This is a genomic window from Rhodococcus sp. KRD175, from assembly GCF_017168275.1.
Classification (GTDB): domain Bacteria; phylum Actinomycetota; class Actinomycetes; order Mycobacteriales; family Mycobacteriaceae; genus Rhodococcoides; species Rhodococcoides fascians.
This window is the reverse complement of the sequence record NZ_JABFAQ010000004.1, coordinates 477,665-495,239: the sequence shown is the minus strand read 5'-3', so window position 1 is coordinate 495,239 and position 17,575 is coordinate 477,665. Positions and strand designations below refer to the sequence as shown.

Genomic DNA, 17,575 nt, shown 5'->3' with positions numbered 1-17,575 from the left:
GCTGCACAGCGGGCGTTCGCTACGGTGGGGGCATGAGCCTTCCTCGCCCCGCACCCGACCGGACTGCCGTCGTGACCGGAGCGTCTTCCGGAATCGGTGCCGCAATCGCTCGCGAACTCGCCTCCCGAGGTCACGGAGTCACCCTCGTCGCCCGCCGCGCCGACAAGCTCGACGAGCTTGCGAACGAACTCCGCTCGCGGGGAGTTCGCGCCGAGGTGCTCGCAGCAGACCTGTCCGATCGCAGCGCCCGCGCCGAATTGCTCGGGCGCATCACCGAACTCGGACTGATACCGGACATCCTGGTGAACAACGCCGGGCTGTCGACGCTCGGCCCGGTCGTCGAATCCGACCCCGAAGCAGAGATGAACATGATCGAGGTCGACGTGGTTGCCGTCGCCGATCTCTGCACTCGCTTCCTCCCCGGCATGACCGAGCGACGACGCGGAGCTCTGCTGAACGTGGCCTCCACCGCCGCGTTCCAGCCGCTTCCCGGCCAGGCGGGCTACGGCGCATGCAAGGCGTTCGTTCTCTCCTACACCCAGTCTCTGACCGGAGAACTGCGCGGAACCGGCGTGACCGCCACCGCGCTGTGCCCAGGACCGGTGCAGACCGGTTTCGGCGAGGCCGCGGGCTTCGCGAAAGACGACGCCGAGAAGGCACTGCCATCGATCATGTGGGTGTCGGCAGAAACGGTGGCCAAGACCGCCGTCGACGACATGGACAAGGGACGGATGGTGTCGATCCCCGGGCCCGCCAACCGCATCGGATCGATCTTTGCCCAGATCACCCCGCGAACATTGTTGGTGCCCATGCTCACTCGTATTCATCCAGGCCTGAAGAACGGCGCATCCTCATGAGCCGCGAGTTCACGGTGTCCGACAGCGTCGTTGTCAACGCCGACGCCGACACCCTCTACGCTGCGATCAGCGACCCCACCAAGATGGGCCAGTGGAGTCCCGAAAATACCGGTGCCACTGTGCACGATCCCCGCGAGAGCGCCTACGTGGGAATGGTATTCGACGGAACCAACAAGCGCGGCCGGGCGAAGTGGATCACTCGCTGCACCGTGACCGCAGCCGACCCGGGCAAGACCTTCGAGTTCCGCGTCCACGCCATCGGTAAGAGCGCTCCGAAGATCAAGGGCGCTAACGCAACCTGGCGATACGACTTCGAGCCAGTCGCGGGCGGCACAAAGGTCACCGAAACCTGGACCGACGACAGAACAAAATGGCCCGATGCCCTGGCGCTCGTGTTCGACAAGATCGTCACCAGCGGCAAGACGTTCCCGCAGTTCCAGCGTCGCAACATCCGAAAGACGCTGGAGAACCTGCAGAAGCGTTACGCCTGACGACTATGCCTGCCGGGTGTACAGGCCGAGAACGTACGACGCCTGCCCGGCATGCTGAAGGTCGTCGGAGACCACGGACACCAGGCGCGCACCCAACGTGACCGGCGGATCCCAGTTCTCGTCGACGATTCGGTCCAGATCGTCGGTCGAGATACCGCTCAGGTACGCAACGGTTTTCGAGTGCACGGCGTCGTGGTATTCGCGCAACAACTCGGCGCTCGAGGTGACCCGAGCGACGTCGGAGGACGATTGGCCGTACCCGATGTCGGACTTGTCGAACGGCAATCCGAAACGCTCGAACCAAGAGTCCGACGTCCAGACCTGTTCGCTCCCGGCCACACCCGCGATGTGGTCGTCCTGCACCCTCGTCAGGTGCCACAGCAACCACGCGATGCTGTTGGCATCGGCGTCGGGCCGATAGGTCAACGCGGCAGCGGGGATGTCGTCCAACACCGAGTGAACGAGTTCCTTGATTCGACCGAATGCGTCGGTCAGCAGGTCGTTGTGGTTCATCGAGTACGCCTCTTTCGTCGAGCACTGATAGCCAGTCATGCATACCCCGATTGCCTCGAAGGGAACATCGGGGCCCTCCAGGCGCGTTGAACCCGGTATGACTTCTCCAGCAATTGTGTACACCCGCACCGGCGATTCGTCCGTCCTCGAACCGAAAGATCGCGAGGTGACCGACCCTGCCGCAGGCGAAGTGCGCGTGCGCGTCGTGGTCTCGGGCGTCAATCCGACGGACTGGAAGAACAGGACCGGTTCCGGACCGGGCGAGAAGCTGGCGTTCGACGAGGTGGTTCCGAACCAGGACGGTGCCGGAGTGATCGACGCCGTGGGCCCTGACGTCGAGGGGCTGGCCGTAGGAGATCGAGTCTGGGTGTACCTGGCCCAGCATCAGCGTCCGACCGGAACGGCGCAGAAGTTCACCAACCTTCCCGCATCACGAGTCGTTCCTCTCCCCGACGGCGTCAGCTTCGACGTCGGCGCGAGCCTCGGCGTACCCGCGATGACGGCACACCGCGCACTGACGGTGTCGGAGGACGGCCCGTCTCGCTTGCATCCCGGCGCGTTGGAAGGCAAGTCGGTACTCGTCGCCGGTGGTGCCGGTGCCGTCGGCCATGCCGCGATCCAATTGGCCCGCTGGGCAGGCGCGACCGTGGTGACGACCGTCAGCGGACCGGAGAAGGGCGCACTGGCCACCGCTGCCGGCGCGCACCACGTGGTGAACTACAAGACCGGAGACGCCGCCGCTGACATCCGCGAATTGGTGCCCGGCGGAATCGATCTGGTGGTCGAGGTCGCTCCCGCACAGAACGCCGCACTCAACGCGGCCGTGGGAGCGAACCGAGCCTCCGTAGCCGTCTACGCCAACAACGGCGGCGACACCATCACCCTCGACGTCCGGCCTAACATGGTGCTCAACACTCGCTACCAGTTCGTGCTGCTCTACACCGTGGGCGACGAGGCTCTGCGTAACGCCGAGGCGGACGTCAGCGCAGCGGCGGCAGCAGGCGTGCTGGAGGTGGGCGAAGCCACCGGCCTGCCACTGCACCGCTTCCCGCTGAGCGAGACCGCGGCCGCACACGACGCCGTGGAGAACGGAACCGTCGGCAAGGTGCTGATCGACGTCTCCAGCGAATAATTCAGGTGATGACCGGCAATGTGGACCACGGGAAATTGATCCACTTGTCGGTCTCTCGCCACGAGTAGTCCGGCTGCACAATGGTTCTGGGCTTGGTGTAGATCACGGCCGACCGCACGTCGGCCGTGTGCGCCTTCAGTAGATCGATCACCAGCGCCAGGGTGCGGCCGGAATCGGCGACGTCGTCGACGACGAGCAGCTTCTTGCCGACGATCGCGTCGGTATCCAGAAGTGGTTCGAGCACAACAGGATCGGGCAAAGTCTCTTCGATATCGGAGTAGAACTCGACGTTGAGGGTGCCGGCAGCCTTGACGCCCATGGCGTAGGAGATGGCACCGGCAGGGATGAGTCCGCCGCGGGCGATCGCGATGACGATGTCCGGAACGAACCCGTCGCCCACGATCTTCTTCGTCAGATCGCGCGAGGCGTCTCCGAAGGTCTCCCACGTCAGTACTTCGCGTTCCGGTTCGGTCATGACGGATTACTTTACCCAAGGCCTATTTTTGCCGAATGAGCAAATTCGTTTGCGCTCGGGGGCGACAGCGGGCAGTCTCGAACCATGGCCGACCACACACCTGCGCACACTCATCCAGCCGACCCGACCCACCCGGAACCGGATTTCGAGAACGGTGCCTTCGACGAATCGTTCTGGGACAACCTCTACAACCAACGCACCGCCATCTGGAGCGGAAATCCCAACGCCGTGTTGGTACAGGAAGCGTCCGAGCTGATTCCGGGCCGCGCCCTGGACATCGGCTGCGGTGAAGGTGCCGACTCACTCTGGCTGGCCGGCGAAGGATGGAACGTGACCGGCGTCGACATCTCCGATGTGGCCCTGGGCCGCGCTCGCGCCGCACAGCAGGCACTCGGGTCACAGACGCTCGCGGTGGATTGGCGTCAGGAAGACGTACTGGACTGGACTCCCCCGGCCGCGGCGTTCGATCTGGTGTCGGTGCACTTCTTGCAGGTGCCGCCGGACGAATTGGAACTGACCACCGGCAGGTTCGCCGCGGCGGTCGCGCCGAAGGGCCGTCTACTGATCGTCGGTCACAGTCCCAGCGACAGCCACGCCTCGCAGCACCCGGCCAAGCACCGACTGTTCGCACCGGAACCGGTCGTCGCTGCGGCGGGCGACGGGTTCGAGGTGATTCACGCCGAACACCGCACCCGGACGACGCCGGACGGCGACGAGCGAATCGACACAGTGGTGGTGCTGCAGCGCCGGTAAACTCTTCGCAGTGATCTCGCAGTCGACGTACCGAATTCCCCTGGCCGTCACGTTCGTCGTCGCGCTGATCGTTCTCTTCACCCCCGCGTCCGGGGTGCCCTCCAGCTTTCAGCACAGCGACAAGATCATTCATTGCATCCTGTTCGCTGCTCTCGCCTACACCTCCCGACTCGCCGGCATCGGCTGGGTGAAGACCGCACTGTGGGTGTCGGCGTTCGCAGTGGTATCGGAGTTCCTGCAGGCGATCCTGCCGCTCGGTCGCTCCGGATCGGCCGCCGACGCACTCGCCGACGTCGTCGGTATCGCACTGGGCCTGGTCGCAGCGAGCAGGGTTCTACCGCAGCGCGTCCGAAAGGCACCGCACCTGCACTAGACTGAGACGGCACCGGGGGTTCCTCGGCCAGCGCGAACACTCCGGAAGGAACGTCATCACCTCGTCTTCTGCCCCGCACGATATCTACCTCGTTCCACCGGAGCACGAGACCAACGATGCCGTCACCCGAGAATCCGACGCTGCCGCCGCGCGCTTGAGCGAACGGTCCGACGTCGTCAGCCACGACGGCCGCTACGCACTGACCATCACCTCGACCACCCCGCACCAGGCGATGGTCGAAGATCTGCTGTTCGTGCGCGCCGTGCTCGACGCCGCGCGGATCAAGTACCTACTGGTGCGTGGGAACGACGAGCGTCCCGTCATCGCCATAGAACTGGCCGCTCGCGAGGCACTGACCACGGCCCTGGTGCATGCCTGCCGCGCCGAGCCCTTCTACTCCAAGACCGTCGACGCCCGCGGAAAAGCGGTACTGGTAGCCGACGGCACCTTGTCGCCGTCGTCGAACGCACGCATCGTGCGGCTCTACCGTCCACGTGTCGAGCCGTTCAGCGGGCTCTACTACGGCGCATCGACCGCGGTGCAGATCGAGCTGTGGTCGTTCTCACCGTCCGAGATCGTGTTGCCGATCGAGAACTCGCTCACTCGCCGCAACATTCGGCCCGACGAGGCCGTCCGCGGCACCGTCGAGCGCTTCGGCCGAACCTGGCCGACCATCGAGAACATGTTCGCCGACCACGCGTCGGACATCAATTTCGACATCGACATCGTGTTCTCGTGGGTCGACGGTTCGTCCGCGGAATTCCAGGCTCAACGCGCCCGCCGGATGGCGAACTACGTCGTCGGCGAAGGCGACGATTCGGCCGCCCGGTACCGGCAGATCGACGAACTGAAGTACGCACTGCGGTCGATTCACCTGTACGCACCGTGGATCAGGCGCATCTTCGTCGCCACCGACTCCCCGAGGCCGGCGTGGCTCGCCGACCATCCCAAGGTGACGTTCGTGCCGAGCGAGGCGTTCTTCGTCGATACCTCCGTACTGCCGACGCACAATTCGCAGGCCGTCGAATGCCAGCTGCACCACATCCCCGGGTTGTCCGAGCACTTCCTGTACTCGAACGACGACATGTTCTTCGGTCGCCCCGTCAGCCCGTCGATGTTCTTCTCCCCCGGCGGAATCAGCATGTTCATCGAGGCGACGACGCGAATCGGATTGGGCTACAGCGACGCCGACCGCAGCGGCTTCGAGAACGCGGCACGCGTGAACCGTCGGATCCTGCAGGACCGCTTCGGGATGACGACCACCCGGCACCTCGAGCATGCGGCAACGCCGTTGCGCCGCAGCGTGATGCAGGAAATGGAGAACGAGTTCCCCGACGAGTTCGCCTCCACCGCTGCCAGTGCATTCCGCGCGAGTACGAACATCTCGGTCACGAATTCGCTGTACCACTACTACGCGCTGATGAGCGGACGCGCCGTGGTCCAGAAGGATGCGAAGGTTCGGTACATCGACACCACGTCCGTCGCGGGTCTCGAGTTGATGGAGAAGCTGCTGCCCAAAAGATCGGTCGACTTCTTCTGCCTCAACGACGGCAGCTTCCCGGAGGTCGACCTCGATCTGCGCACGCGCACCGTGACGCAGTTCCTGGACAAGTACTTCCCCATCGTCGCCCCCTGGGAACGCACCCAGAACTAGGCGTCGCTGAACAACTTTCGACGGGCGCTGTCGGCAATGGTCACTCCCGCTGCGTCGAGCCGACGCGCGGTCTCCTCTGCCGACACTGCCTCTCCCACAGTGTCGTACGAGCCCGTCGGTACCACCGAATGGACGACGGTGTCGTCGTAGAGGTGAACCAGGTTGTAGCCCTGGGCTCCGTCGCGACCGCGTAACCCGCCGGCGGGAACATTGAGATCCTGGGTGTAGCACGTGGCCGACGCGACCGAGACGGGAATGCCCGCGAACGTCGCTGTCGTCGAATAGTGCAGATGTCCAGCGAGTATCGATCGCACGTCGCTGCCGCGCAGCACGTCCGCCAGGCGCGGCTGATCGATGAGCTCGACCAGAACTGCGAGATCGAGCACGGTCGGTACCGGCGGGTGGTGCATCGCCAGGATCGTGCCGAACTCGGCAGGGGTTGCGAGAGTGTCTGCGAGCCAAGCCAATTGCTCGTCGGCGAGCTCACCGTGGTGCTTTCCGGGGACCGTCGTATCGAGGGTGACGATGCGAAGACCATCGACGTCGTGCACGCGATCGATGGACTGCCCGCTCGGTTCGGCGTCGAGCAGCGCCCGGCGGAACGTCGCGCGGTCGTCGTGATTGCCCATCGCCCAGACGATCTGCGCACCGAGCTCTTCGGCAACCGGCTCGACCAGAGCGCGGAGCTTCTCGTAGGCGCCCGCCTCGCCCTTGTCCGTCAGATCACCGGTGAACACCAACGCATCGGGCCGCACCCCCGAGTTCCGAACATCGGTCATCACTTGTTCGAGCCGCAACTCACTGTCCACGCCGCCGTACAACCGACCGCCGCCGTCGACGAGATGCGTGTCGCTGATGTGCAACAAGCAGTGATGGGGACGTGGGTACTCGGCCATCCGAGACTTCATCGAACTCTCGCTCACGATCGGACCTACCGTTTCACGATCACCCGGTCGGGCGAACGCCACTGCCACAAGCCAAGCATACGAGCGTTCACTGAGAAAAAGCTGGTCGAATCCGGACGGTGAACACCGTGGAAACTCCTGGCGTGTGGCAGGTTGAGAACATGACGTCTTCCAAGTGGACCTCCCTGCTCGCAGCCGCGGCACTGACCGTGGGCACGATGCTCGGGATCGGGGTGGCTCCGGCCGCTGCGCAGGGCCTGCCGACCGTTGTCCTCGTGCACGGTGCCTTCGCCGACAGCACCAGCTGGGACGGTGTCGCGGCCAACTTACGCGGCCGCGGCTACCCCGTCGTCACCGCCGAGAACTCACTGCGCGGCCCGGCGATCGATGCGGCCTCGGTGACCGACGTCGTCGAGAACATCGACGGGCCCGTGGTGCTGGTCGGCCATTCCTACGGCGGCACGGTGATCAGCAACGTGCACGCGGACAACGTGGAGGCACTGGTCTACGTCTCGGCGTTCATGCCGGTCGAAGGCGAACCCGTCGCCCTCGAACTCGACCCGTTCCGATTCCCCGTGACGGCTCTGGTCCCACCCGTGATCGGGCTGTCGATCGTCGACGATTCGACCAACCTGATCGGCAAGAACGTCGACTCGTACATCACGCCCGCGCTGTTCCGTCCGTTCTTCGCCCCCGACGTCACCGAGGAGCAGGCCGCCCGCATGGCCGCTCACCAGAAGACCATCGCTGCCGGTGCCTTGCTCGAACCGAGCGGTCCGCCGTCCTGGGCGCACACCCCGTCGTGGGCGCTGATCCCCCAGCAGGATCAGATCATCCCGACCTCCGCCGAGCGGTTCATGGCGCAGCGGGCCGGGGCCCGGGTGACCGAGGTTCCGGGCTCGCACGCGATCCTGGTTTCCAACCCCGCAGCTGTGGCCGACCTTGTGGTGCAGGCGGATTCGGGTAGCTGACGCGTCCGACAGACGAGAACGGGCCCGACCACCTGGACGAGGTGGCCGGGCCCGTATCCTTTTACCGGATCAGATTCCGATGAGGTCGTGATCGGCGACCTTGTCCGACAGGATGCGCAGGTGCTCGTCGGCCCCACCGAGAGTGTGCTCGATGGCAACGAGCCGACTGGTGTAGTGCCCGACGGGATATTCGGCCGTGACGCCGATTCCGCCGTGCAGCTGAATTGCCTCCTGGCCGATCTTGCGACCGGAACGCGAGATCTGCAGCTTGGCGCGCGAGGCGATGGTCGTGTCGACATTGCCGTCCGCCAACGACATCGTGGCGTAGAGGCTCATGCTGCGGGCCAGCTCGAGTAGCACGTACATGTCCGCCGCACGGAAGGTGAGCGCCTGGAACTTGGCCAGCGGAACCCCGAACTGCTTGCGCTGCTTGAGGTAATCGGTGGTCAGCCGCAGCGCCTCCTCCATTGCTCCCACTGCCTCGGCACACAGTGCGGCCTGTGCGCGCACCTCGGCACCGGTGATCGCAGCGGCTGCGTTCTCGGCCGAACCCAGCGGTTCTGCAGCAACGTCGGAGAATTCGATCTGCGCGGCGCGCTGCCCGTCGTGGGTGGCGTACGACTTGCGGGTCAGCCCGGTCGCGTCGCCGTCGACGACGAACAATCCGGTTCCACCGCCGGGAAGCACGGCACTGACGACGATGACGTCAGCGCTGCCGCCGTGCGGAACCGGGTTCTTGACGCCGCTGATCGACCACGATCCACCGTCCTCGGTCGCCGTGGTGGCGACCTCGACGTTGGGCCAGCGACTGCGGGATTCGTTGTGCGCGAACGCCAACATCGACGAGCCCTCGGCCACGGGTGGCAGAAGTCGCTTGCGCTGATCGGCTGAGCCGAGCTCGGAGATGAGCCCGCCGGGCACGAGAACGGCGTCGAGAATGGGCTCCGGCGCGAGCCGTCGTCCGACCTCGGTCATGACCGCCATGATCTCCACGGGACCGGCGTCCATACCGCCGTCGTCCTCGCTGAACGTCAGACCCAGCAGACCGACCTCGGCCAGTTGCTTCCAGACGTCGGTGCTCCACCCCAGCTCACCGGCCACGATCTTGTTGCGCTTCTCGGTGTCGTAGGCGCGCGAGAGAACCTCACGGGTGGTGTCGCGCAGCAGTTTCTGCTCTTCGTTGAGTTCGAAATCCATGTCTTCAGATGCTCCCTTACAGTCCGAGAATCGCCGACGCGATGATGGTGCGCTGAACCTCGTTCGAGCCGCCGTAGATCGAGACCTTGCGATAGTTGAGGTAGTTCGGTACCGACCGCTGCGCCCAACCGTCGCTCTCGATGTCCTCGCCTGCCTCGTAGGGCAAGGAGTCCGGCCCGGCGATGTCCATCAGCAATTCGGTTGTGGTCTGCTGCAATTCGGAACCCCGCAGCTTCAGAATCGACGATGCCGGGTTCGGCTTGCCGTCGTCCGAGCTCGAGACCATCCGCAACTGGGTGAGCTCGAGGGCGAGCAGTTCGTTCTCCACCTCGGCCAGCTTGGCCGCGAACAGTGGATCCTCGAGCAGCGTCCCGGTGCCGACCTTCGTCTGCGCCGCGTGCTTCTTCGCCTGTCCCAGTCGAACTTTGGTGTGCCCGGCGCGGGCGACGCCGGTGCGCTCGTTGCCGAGCAGGAACTTCGCGTAGCTCCAGCCCTGGTTCTCCTCGCCCACGAGATTCTCGGCCGGGACGCGGACGTTGTCGAAGAACACCTCGTTGACCTCGACGCTGCCGTCGACCAGCTTGATGGGACGCATCTCGATGCCGGGGGTGTTCAGATCGATGAGCAGGAACGAAATTCCGGCCTGCTTCTTCGGTGCATCGGGGTTGGTGCGTACCAACGCGAAGATCCAGTCGGCGTACTGGCCGAGAGTGGTCCACGTCTTCTGGCCGTTGACGATGTAGTCGTCACCGTCCCGAATGGCGGTGGTACGCAACGAGGCGAGATCCGAACCGGCCTCGGGCTCGGAGAACCCCTGACACCACCAGATGTCGAGGTTCGCCGTCTTCGGCAGGAACTTCTCCTTGATCTCCTGCGACCCGAACGTCGCAATGACCGGGCCCACCATCGACGCGTTGAACGCCAGCGGCTCGGGTACCGAGGCCAGCTGCATTTCGTCGAGCCAGATGTGACGCTGGACCGCAGACCAGTCGCGGCCACCGAACTCCGCAGGCCAGTGCGGTACTGCCAGTCCGTTCTCGTTCAGGATTCGCATGGTCGTGACCACTTCGTCCTTGCTCAACTCCTGACCCGTCGCGTTCTTCTCGCGAATCTCGGCGGGGATCTTCGTGGTGAAGAACGTCCGCATCTCGTCGCGGAACGCGGCCTCTTCTTCTGTCAGGGCAAGATTCATCGACAATCCTCCGTGCTCGTTCGCTTATCTCGGTATCGACCGTACTCCCTGGTAACTCTGGGATATTCTCCGCTCACTATGACTTTTCTGGCGCTGGTTCGGCACGGTGAAACGAACTGGAATTTGCACGGCCGCCTGCAGGGCTCTTCGGACATCCCTCTCAACGACACCGGACGAGCTCAGGCCCGCGAGGCAGGCTACGAACTGGAGTTCCGTACGTGGGATCACCTGGTCAGTTCGCCACTGGTCAGAGCCGCAGAAACCGCCGACATCATCGGGACCCATCTCGGTCTGAACCGAACCGCCGAATTCCCGGATCTTGCCGAGCGTCACTTCGGTGACGCCGAGGGATTCACCGACTGGGACGCGTACTCGCATTGGCCGGACGGGCGATACCCGGGCCTCGAGCCACGATCGAATCTGATCGTCCGGGGCGTGCGAGCCGTCGACGAGATCGCCTCGCGCTACCCCGACTCCGCGGTGATCGCCGTGGCCCACGGTGGCGTCATACGAGCCATCTTCGACGCCATCCGTCGACGACACTCACCCCGCATACTCAACGCCGGTGTGTCCACACTCGAACACGACGGCACCCGATGGACGGTTCGCACCATCAACGGCGTTGCGGTCTGACAGGATTTTCGTCCATGGAGATCGAACGTCGCATCGCCGAACTCGGCTTCGAGCTGCCCGGTGAACCGAGCGCACCACCCGGATTCGAGTTCTCCTTCGATTGGGTTCGCGTGCGCGGCAACCGCGTCTTCGTCTCGGGTCATTCGCCGCTCGCACCGGACGGAACCCTCGCCGGTCCGTTCGGTGCGGTGCCGTCCGAAGTCGACCTCGACGCCGCCACCGACGCCGCGCGTGACACCGCCCTCGCGGTATTGGGCAGCCTCGCCCGTGCCATCGGAGATCTCGATCGAATCAGCGCGTGGCTGACCGTCACCGGCTCGGTCAACGCCGATCACGGCTTCACTCAGACCACCACCGTCGTCAACGGGTTCTCCGATCTGGTGTTGGCGATCTTCGGACCCGAGGTCGGTGCGCATGCGCGGACTGCGCTGGGAGCGGCCGCATTGCCGATGAACAACACCGTCGTCGTGTCAGCGGAACTGGAGATCGACGGGTAGGTTTTTCTCCACTCGTCATTACAGCGAAAGCAGGCCTAGATGGTGCGCAGATCCACTCTGGTTCTGGTCGCGATTCTGATCGGCATACTCGGATTGTCCGGGTGTAGTTCGTCGTCGCAATCCCTCCTGGACCGAGTGCGCGACGACGGTGTACTCGTCGTCGGCACCGAGGGCACGTACAGCCCGTTCAGTTATCAGGGCGGGGACGGCCAACTCACCGGCTACGACATCGACGTCATCAACGCGGTCGGCGACGAACTGGGCGTCCGCGTCGACTTCGTGCAAACCCCCTTCGACTCGATCTTCGCCGGCCTGCAATCGCAACGCTTCGACCTGATCGCGAACCAGGTGTCGATCACCCCCGCCCGGCAGTCGGCCTACGACCTGTCCAAGCCCTACACGGTGTCCGAAGGCCAGATTCTCACCGCCGCGAACAACACCACGATCACCTCGACAGCCGATCTGGCCGGCAAGACCACCGCCCAATCGTCGACGAGCAACTGGGCCGAGGTCGCTGCCGACGCGGGCGCGAACGTCGAGGCGGTCGAGGGATTCGTCCAAGCGGTGGCCCTCGTCAAGGACGGCCGGGTGGACGCCACCGTCAACGACTCGCTCGCCATCGCGGAATACCTGCAGCAGACCGGCGACACGGGAGTGCGGGTCTCCGGAAACACGGGCGACACGACGCTGCAGTCCTTCGTGGCCCGCAAGAACAGTGGCCTGATGGACGAGGTCGACGCGGCCATCGACACCCTCCGTGACAACGGCACCATCGCCGAGATCTCGAAGAAGTACTTCGGCAGCGACGTCGCGGCACCGACCGCCGACACCGCGGCACCGGTGAGCGAGGACGCAGGAACCACTGCGCCGTCGAAGATGCAGTTGGTACTCGACAACCTGTGGCCGATGCTGAAGGCGACAGTAACCATGACGATCCCGCTGACCGCAATCAGTTTCGTTGTGGGACTGGTCATCGCGCTCGCTGTGGCACTCGCCCGGATTTCGTCGATCACACCGCTCGCCGCAGTGGCCCGGTTCTACGTCTCGATCATTCGCGGCACCCCCCTACTGCTGCAGCTGTTCATCATCTTCTACGGCCTGCCGCAGTTCGGCGTCGTGATCTCGCCGTTTCCGGCGGCCGTCGTGGCGTTCTCGCTCAATGTCGGCGGCTACGCCGCCGAAGTCATTCGCGCTGCGATACTGAGCGTGCCCAAGGGCCAGTGGGAGGCCGCGCAGACGATCGGCATGGGTTACCGAACCACGTTGCAGCGCATCGTGCTTCCGCAAGCACTGCGCACCGCCGTGCCCCCGCTGTCGAACACGTTGATCTCGCTGGTCAAGGACACCTCGCTGGCATCGACCATCCTGGTGACCGAGCTGCTGCGCGTCGCGCAGCTGGCGGCGGCCCCGACGTTCGACTTCTTCACGCTGTACTCCGTTGCCGCCCTGTACTACTGGGTGATCTGCATAATTCTCTCGTCCTTCCAAGGCAAACTCGAAGTCCGACTCGACAGGTACGTGGCGAAATGACAGACCTGCTGGAAGTATCCGCACTGAAGAAATCGTTCGGGCCGATCGAGGTATTGAAGGACGTCTCGTTCACCGTGCCGTCGGGCACCGTCACCGTCATCATCGGGCCGTCCGGCTCCGGCAAGACCACGGTGTTGCGCACGCTCAACGCTCTCGACCGGGCCGATGCCGGCCTGATCCGCATCGGCGACGTGTCCGTCGATTTCGCCGAGCCCGTGGATGCCGCGCGACTACGCCATTTCCGCGCACAGAGCGGCATGGTGTTCCAGAGCCACAATCTGTTCCCCCACAAGACCGTGCTGCAGAACATCATCGAGGGACCGGTGATCGTCCAGAAGCGGGCCAAGGACGACGCGATTCGCGACGCTCACGCAATCCTCGACCAGATCGGTCTCGACGCCAAGTCCGATCAGTACCCGTTCCAGCTTTCCGGCGGCCAACAGCAACGCGTCGGAATCGCCCGGGCCCTCGCCTTGCGCCCCAAACTGATGCTGTTCGACGAGCCGACCTCCGCACTCGACCCCGAACTGGTCGGCGAAGTACTGGGCGTCATCAAGGGCCTTGCCGCCGAAGGATGGACGATGGTGATCGTCACCCACGAGATCCGCTTCGCCCAGCAAGTGGCCGATCAGGTGTTGTTCCTCGAGAACGGAGTCGTCGTCGAACGCGGGACACCCGAGCAGGTTCTCGCGAACCCGACCGAGCCCCGTACCCGACAGTTCCTACAGCGAATCTTGGCGTAGAGGGGCTGCGCCCGTTCTAGAGGTGCGGTAGCACCTTGTCCAGGGTGATCGGTAGGTCGCGGACTCGGACGCCGGTGGCGTTGTAGACCGCATTGCCGATGGCTGCCGACGAGCCCACCGCACCGATCTCACCGATTCCCTTACCGCCCATCGGTGCGAGCTCGGTGTCGACCTCCTCGATCCACACGGCCTCGAGATCGGTGACGTCCGCACAGGCCGGGATGTGGTACTCGGCGAGGTCGTGGTTGGCGAAGCCGCCGAATTCGTGATCGACGACGCCGCTCTCCATCAACGCCATTCCGAGTCCGAACGTCATGCCGCCGATGAGCTGCGACCGGGCCAGTCGTGGATTCATCACCTTCCCGATGCCGAACACCCCCAGCATCCGGCGCACGCGTACTTCAGCGGTGTCGACGTCGACTGCCACCTCGGCGAACTGGGCACCGAACGCCATGCGCGCCAACTCTTTCTGGGCTTCGACGTCGTCGGTTGTATCGGCCTCGGCGGAGTTACCCGGCTGCAACGGTCCCTGGTCCCGCAACGCGGTGCAGACCTTGGTGACCGCCCAGCCCCAGGAGGAGGTGCCCGAGGATCCACCGGCACCGGGGGCCTTGGGCAAAGCGCTGTCGCCCAATTGCAGTGTGACGGCATCCGCGTCGACCTCGAGCGCATCGGCGGCAATCTGCCGCAGCACTGTCCGCGCACCGGTTCCGATGTCGGACGCAGCGACGGACACCGTGACCGTGCCGTCCTGCTCGACCCGAGCCGCCGCGGTACTCGGCGAGATCAGCACCGGGTAACTCGCTGTCGCGACGCCCATTCCGAGCAGAGTATTGCCTTCTCTGCGTTGGCCCGGCGTGGAGTCTCGATGTTCCCAGCCGAATTTCTCGGCACCCTCGCGCAGGCACTGCACCACACTGCGGGAGCTGAACGGATTCCCACTCGCGGGATCGACGTCGGGTTCGTTGCGGATCCGGAGCTCGATCGGATCGATTCCGGTGGCCGTGGCCAATTCGTCGATCGCCGTCTCGACGGCGAACATGCCGGGTGCCTCACCCGGGGCTCTCATCCAGCGCGGGGTGCCGACATCCAGCGACGCGAGGCGATGCGTCGTGGCGCGGTTGGGCGAAGCATAGATGTGCCGGGTCGATTCCGACGTCTGCTCGCAGAACTCGAAGATCGTGCTGGTCTGCTGAAAGGAATTGTGAGCGATGGCCTGCAGCCTGCCGCCCGAATCTGCACCGAGCCGAACGTGATTGAGGGTCGGGGTGCGGTATCCGACCACATCGAACAGGGCCTGCCTCGGCAGGACCAGCTTGACGGTCTTGCCGGTTGCTCGCGCCGCCATCGCAGCGAGAACCGCGTTGGGCCGTGTACTGCCCTTGGCTCCGAAACCTCCGCCGACGTTCTCGGCGATCACGCGAACGTTCTCGGGTTCGAGCCCGAACGCCGTGGCCAGGTCGCCCTGAACGCCCGATGGTGCCTGCGTCGAATCCCAGACCGTCAGCACACCATCGGACCAGTGCGCCGTGGTGGCGTGCGGTTCCATCGGACTGTTGTGCATCGGAGCCGTCGAGTACCAGTTGTCGACGACGTGCTCGGCCGTCTGCAACGCAGCGTCCGGATCACCGATCGTCACGTCGGTGGGGAACCCCGCGTTGACGGACTCGGGCGCGTACAGCGAGCTGTGATCGGCGCTCAGAGTGTTGTCGGGTGAACGAACGTCGGCGTAACGCACCTGCACTCCGGCCGCAGCCGCGCGAGCATCCTGGAGGGTGTCGGCCAGAACGACGGCCACGATCTGGCCGCGGTAAGCGACGGAATCCGATTGCAGCACATGCAGTTCGGCATCTTCCACGTCGCCCAGCTTCTCGGCGTTGCCGTGCCACAGGAGCGCGTGCACCGATGGACCCCCGTCAGCGAGTTCGACATGCTCGACCGTCCCGGCGGGGACCGTTGCAGGTACGTACCAGGCGTACACCTGGCCGGCGATCGGCGGCTGCTCGGCGGCGTAGCGCGCCCGGCCGGTGACCTTGTCGACGGACTCGGTGCGCTGAATCGACTGACCGATCGATGCCGTCATGACCGATCTCCCAACTCTTCGTGTGTGCCCAGCTCAGCCAATTCCACCAAAGTGCGCGTCACCAGGTTCGTGACCAGAGGAACTTTGAAAGCGTTGTCTCGCAACGGCTCTGCCGCGTGCAGCTCTTCGGTGATCGCTGCCCGGAACGACGCCTCGTCGGGGGCGGTTCCGAGCAGTGCATGTTCGGCGGTTCGGGCCCGCCATGGTCGGTGCGCGACCCCGCCCAGCGCGATCGACACCCCACGTACGATTCCGTCCTCGACGTCGAGCACAGCACCGATGGACGCGACCGCGAACGCGTACGACTGCCTGTCCCGTACCTTGCGATACGTCGAGACAGTGCCGTCGGCAGCCTTCGGAATTTCGATGGCGGTGACGATCTCGTCTCGGGCGACAGTGTTGTCTCGCGTCGGATCATCGCCGGGCAATCGGTAGAACTCGTCCATCTCGAGTTTCCGTTCACCGTCGACTCCGCGAACGACTATGCGCGCGTCGAGAGCCGACAGCGCGACGGCCATGTCGGACGGATGCGTCGCCACACAGGCCTCCGATGCACCGAGGATGGCGAGGTTTCGATGCTCGCCGTTACGTGCCGGACAACCCGAGCCGGGTTCGCGCTTGTTGCACGGCTTGGATGCGTCCATGAAGTAGACGCATCGGGTGCGCTGGAACAGGTTTCCGCCGGTGGTGGCCATGTTGCGCAACTGGCCCGAGGCCCCGGACAACACTGCCCGCGAGAGCACCGGATACCGCTGGCGGACAACCGGATGCACCGCAAGATCGCTGTTGGACACCCCGGAGCCGATCCGCAACGCTCCGTCGTCGGCGACGTCGATGTCGTGCAACGGCAATCGCGTCACATCGATCAACGCCGATGGTGCGGCCACACCCAGCTTCATCAGATCGACCAGATTGGTGCCGCCACCGAGCAACATCGCGTTCTCGTCCCCCGCCAGGCGTTCGAGAGCGTCGTCGATCGCAGTGGCGGTTCGGTACTCGAAGGTCTTCATGACGCGTCCTGCACTGCGGGAACGATGTTCGCATACGCACCGCAGCGGCACAGGTTGCCGCTCATACGCTCGCGCACTTCACCGGAGTCGAGTTCGACGTCGGTGGCCTCCAGGTCCTCGGTGACCGCACTGGGCCAGCCCTGTTTCGCCTCCTCGATCACCGCGACCGCCGAGCAGATCTGCCCGGACGTGCAGTACCCGCACTGGAAGGCATCACGGTCGACGAACGCTTGCTGCACGGGATGTAGCGTGTCGCCGTCGGCGAGGCCCTCGACCGTGGTGATCTCGCGCCCGCCCTGCGCGACGGCGAACGTGAGACAACTGTTGATTCGGCGGCCATCGACCAGGACAGTGCACGCACCACACTGCCCGTGGTCGCAGCCCTTCTTGGCCCCGACCAGATCGAGGTTCTCGCGAAGTGCGTCGAGCAGAGTGGATCGAGTGTCGCAGTCGATCTCGCGATCGGTTCCGTTGACACGCAGAGTGACGTTGGTCATGCCCGGGCGGATACCCGGGGTCCGGGCCACCAAACGCTCGAGCCGGCGGGTCGTGCGCGGAACTTCGTA

Annotated in this window: 19 protein-coding genes; 11 read left to right on the top strand and 8 right to left on the bottom strand. The window is 64.8% G+C overall.

Going from position 1 to position 17,575, the window contains the following annotated elements:
• Positions 1-32: 32 nt before the first annotated feature.
• Together J1M81_RS06890 and J1M81_RS06885 are read left to right on the top strand one after the other, a co-directional pair.
• The gene (locus J1M81_RS06890; protein ID WP_032375475.1) at positions 33-857 is read left to right on the top strand and encodes an SDR family oxidoreductase; all 825 of its coding nucleotides are present in this window, start codon (positions 33-35) and stop codon (positions 855-857) included.
• Complete coding sequence (locus J1M81_RS06885) at positions 854-1,348, top strand: SRPBCC family protein (protein WP_032375476.1); 495 nt, start codon at positions 854-856, stop codon at positions 1,346-1,348. Before J1M81_RS06890 ends, J1M81_RS06885 begins: the two co-directional genes overlap by 4 nt.
• Positions 1,349-1,351: 3 nt before the next feature.
• Here J1M81_RS06885 and J1M81_RS06880 read toward each other — a convergent pair whose 3' ends face one another.
• Positions 1,352-1,861: a DinB family protein gene (locus J1M81_RS06880; protein ID WP_032364903.1), complete on the bottom strand. Its 510-nt coding sequence runs from the start codon at positions 1,859-1,861 to the stop codon at positions 1,352-1,354.
• Between the two features lie 97 nt (positions 1,862-1,958).
• On the opposite strand from J1M81_RS06880, the gene J1M81_RS06875 reads away from it, so the two are divergent.
• Positions 1,959-2,993 carry an NADPH:quinone reductase gene (locus J1M81_RS06875; RefSeq protein ID WP_032375477.1) on the top strand — a complete coding sequence of 345 codons (1,035 nt, stop codon included), beginning with the start codon at positions 1,959-1,961 and terminating at the stop codon, positions 2,991-2,993.
• A 1-nt stretch (position 2,994) separates the two neighbouring features.
• Here the strand turns inward: J1M81_RS06875 and J1M81_RS06870 are convergent, their stop codons facing one another.
• A complete protein-coding gene (locus tag J1M81_RS06870) occupies positions 2,995-3,468 on the bottom strand; it encodes a phosphoribosyltransferase (protein WP_027497985.1) in 474 nt (157 codons plus the stop codon).
• An 84-nt stretch (positions 3,469-3,552) separates the two neighbouring features.
• Between J1M81_RS06870 and J1M81_RS06865 the strand changes: the two genes are divergently transcribed.
• The 3 genes from J1M81_RS06865 to J1M81_RS06855 all read left to right on the top strand — a co-directional run bounded on the left by J1M81_RS06865 (position 3,553) and on the right by J1M81_RS06855 (position 6,248).
• Positions 3,553-4,221, top strand: a complete 669-nt coding sequence (locus J1M81_RS06865; RefSeq protein WP_206497802.1) for a class I SAM-dependent methyltransferase — start codon at positions 3,553-3,555, stop codon at positions 4,219-4,221.
• A 10-nt stretch (positions 4,222-4,231) separates the two neighbouring features.
• Positions 4,232-4,594, top strand: a complete 363-nt coding sequence (locus J1M81_RS06860) for a VanZ family protein (protein ID WP_032401297.1) — start codon at positions 4,232-4,234, stop codon at positions 4,592-4,594.
• A gap of 154 nt (positions 4,595-4,748) precedes the next feature.
• Positions 4,749-6,248, top strand: a complete 1,500-nt coding sequence (locus tag J1M81_RS06855; RefSeq protein ID WP_027497987.1) for a stealth family protein — start codon at positions 4,749-4,751, stop codon at positions 6,246-6,248.
• Here J1M81_RS06855 and J1M81_RS06850 read toward each other — a convergent pair.
• Positions 6,245-7,156 (bottom strand): phosphodiesterase, encoded by a 912-nt coding sequence (locus J1M81_RS06850; protein WP_032401316.1) that lies wholly within the window; start codon positions 7,154-7,156, stop codon positions 6,245-6,247. The genes J1M81_RS06855 and J1M81_RS06850 overlap by 4 nt on opposite strands.
• Positions 7,157-7,314: 158 nt before the next feature.
• On the opposite strand from J1M81_RS06850, the gene J1M81_RS06845 reads away from it, so the two are divergent.
• The gene (locus J1M81_RS06845; protein ID WP_032401317.1) at positions 7,315-8,124 is read left to right on the top strand and encodes an alpha/beta hydrolase; all 810 of its coding nucleotides are present in this window, start codon (positions 7,315-7,317) and stop codon (positions 8,122-8,124) included.
• Between the two features lie 69 nt (positions 8,125-8,193).
• Here the strand turns inward: J1M81_RS06845 and J1M81_RS06840 are convergent, their stop codons facing one another.
• Entirely contained in the window at positions 8,194-9,321 is a 1,128-nt protein-coding gene (locus J1M81_RS06840; RefSeq protein WP_032401298.1) for an acyl-CoA dehydrogenase family protein, read from the bottom strand.
• Between the two features lie 16 nt (positions 9,322-9,337).
• Positions 9,338-10,513, bottom strand: coding sequence for an acyl-CoA dehydrogenase family protein (locus J1M81_RS06835; protein ID WP_027497991.1), 1,176 nt, complete (start codon positions 10,511-10,513; stop codon positions 9,338-9,340).
• Between the two features lie 78 nt (positions 10,514-10,591).
• Between J1M81_RS06835 and J1M81_RS06830 the strand changes: the two genes are divergently transcribed.
• Genes J1M81_RS06830 through J1M81_RS06815 form a run of 4 tightly spaced genes read left to right on the top strand, consistent with a single transcriptional unit; the run spans position 10,592 to position 13,916 of the window.
• Positions 10,592-11,146 carry a histidine phosphatase family protein gene (locus J1M81_RS06830; protein WP_027497992.1) on the top strand — a complete coding sequence of 185 codons (555 nt, stop codon included), beginning with the start codon at positions 10,592-10,594 and terminating at the stop codon, positions 11,144-11,146.
• 14 nt (positions 11,147-11,160) lie between these two features.
• Positions 11,161-11,643: a RidA family protein gene (locus J1M81_RS06825; protein ID WP_032371653.1), complete on the top strand. Its 483-nt coding sequence runs from the start codon at positions 11,161-11,163 to the stop codon at positions 11,641-11,643.
• Between the two features lie 39 nt (positions 11,644-11,682).
• The gene (locus tag J1M81_RS06820) at positions 11,683-13,173 is read left to right on the top strand and encodes an ABC transporter permease subunit (protein WP_206497801.1); all 1,491 of its coding nucleotides are present in this window, start codon (positions 11,683-11,685) and stop codon (positions 13,171-13,173) included.
• Positions 13,170-13,916: an amino acid ABC transporter ATP-binding protein gene (locus J1M81_RS06815; RefSeq protein WP_274611602.1), complete on the top strand. Its 747-nt coding sequence runs from the start codon at positions 13,170-13,172 to the stop codon at positions 13,914-13,916. Before J1M81_RS06820 ends, J1M81_RS06815 begins: the two co-directional genes overlap by 4 nt.
• Positions 13,917-13,932: 16 nt before the next feature.
• Here the strand turns inward: J1M81_RS06815 and J1M81_RS06810 are convergent, their stop codons facing one another.
• From J1M81_RS06810 to J1M81_RS06800, 3 genes are read right to left on the bottom strand one after another with little or no spacing between them, the layout of a single operon-like run.
• On the bottom strand, positions 13,933-15,999 hold the full coding sequence (locus tag J1M81_RS06810) for a xanthine dehydrogenase family protein molybdopterin-binding subunit (RefSeq protein ID WP_206497800.1): 2,067 nt from the start codon (positions 15,997-15,999) through the stop codon (positions 13,933-13,935).
• Positions 15,996-17,009, bottom strand: a complete 1,014-nt coding sequence (locus J1M81_RS06805) for a xanthine dehydrogenase family protein subunit M (RefSeq protein ID WP_206497799.1) — start codon at positions 17,007-17,009, stop codon at positions 15,996-15,998. The genes J1M81_RS06810 and J1M81_RS06805 overlap by 4 nt, the downstream gene beginning before the upstream one ends.
• Positions 17,006-17,506: a 2Fe-2S iron-sulfur cluster-binding protein gene (locus J1M81_RS06800; RefSeq protein WP_032401318.1), complete on the bottom strand. Its 501-nt coding sequence runs from the start codon at positions 17,504-17,506 to the stop codon at positions 17,006-17,008. Before J1M81_RS06800 ends, J1M81_RS06805 begins: the two co-directional genes overlap by 4 nt.
• Positions 17,507-17,575 lie beyond the last annotated feature (69 nt).

Bases quoted from the DNA above. Each gene is read 5' to 3' on its own strand.
- J1M81_RS06890 (WP_032375475.1), top strand. From the start codon at position 33: ATGAGCCTTCCTCGCCCCGCACCCGACCGGACTGCCGTCGTGACCGGA.
- J1M81_RS06885 (WP_032375476.1), top strand. From the start codon at position 854: ATGAGCCGCGAGTTCACGGTGTCCGACAGCGTCGTTGTCAACGCCGAC.
- J1M81_RS06880 (WP_032364903.1), bottom strand. From the start codon at position 1,861: ATGAACCACAACGACCTGCTGACCGACGCATTCGGTCGAATCAAGGAA.
- J1M81_RS06875 (WP_032375477.1), top strand. From the start codon at position 1,959: ATGACTTCTCCAGCAATTGTGTACACCCGCACCGGCGATTCGTCCGTC.
- J1M81_RS06870 (WP_027497985.1), bottom strand. From the start codon at position 3,468: ATGACCGAACCGGAACGCGAAGTACTGACGTGGGAGACCTTCGGAGAC.
- J1M81_RS06865 (WP_206497802.1), top strand. From the start codon at position 3,553: ATGGCCGACCACACACCTGCGCACACTCATCCAGCCGACCCGACCCAC.
- J1M81_RS06850 (WP_032401316.1), bottom strand. From the start codon at position 7,156: ATGAAGTCTCGGATGGCCGAGTACCCACGTCCCCATCACTGCTTGTTG.
- J1M81_RS06845 (WP_032401317.1), top strand. From the start codon at position 7,315: ATGACGTCTTCCAAGTGGACCTCCCTGCTCGCAGCCGCGGCACTGACC.
- J1M81_RS06840 (WP_032401298.1), bottom strand. From the start codon at position 9,321: ATGGATTTCGAACTCAACGAAGAGCAGAAACTGCTGCGCGACACCACC.
- J1M81_RS06835 (WP_027497991.1), bottom strand. From the start codon at position 10,513: ATGAATCTTGCCCTGACAGAAGAAGAGGCCGCGTTCCGCGACGAGATG.
- J1M81_RS06830 (WP_027497992.1), top strand. From the start codon at position 10,592: ATGACTTTTCTGGCGCTGGTTCGGCACGGTGAAACGAACTGGAATTTG.
- J1M81_RS06825 (WP_032371653.1), top strand. From the start codon at position 11,161: ATGGAGATCGAACGTCGCATCGCCGAACTCGGCTTCGAGCTGCCCGGT.
- J1M81_RS06820 (WP_206497801.1), top strand. From the start codon at position 11,683: ATGGTGCGCAGATCCACTCTGGTTCTGGTCGCGATTCTGATCGGCATA.
- J1M81_RS06815 (WP_274611602.1), top strand. From the start codon at position 13,170: ATGACAGACCTGCTGGAAGTATCCGCACTGAAGAAATCGTTCGGGCCG.
- J1M81_RS06810 (WP_206497800.1), bottom strand. From the start codon at position 15,999: ATGACGGCATCGATCGGTCAGTCGATTCAGCGCACCGAGTCCGTCGAC.
- J1M81_RS06805 (WP_206497799.1), bottom strand. From the start codon at position 17,009: ATGAAGACCTTCGAGTACCGAACCGCCACTGCGATCGACGACGCTCTC.
- J1M81_RS06800 (WP_032401318.1), bottom strand. From the start codon at position 17,506: ATGACCAACGTCACTCTGCGTGTCAACGGAACCGATCGCGAGATCGAC.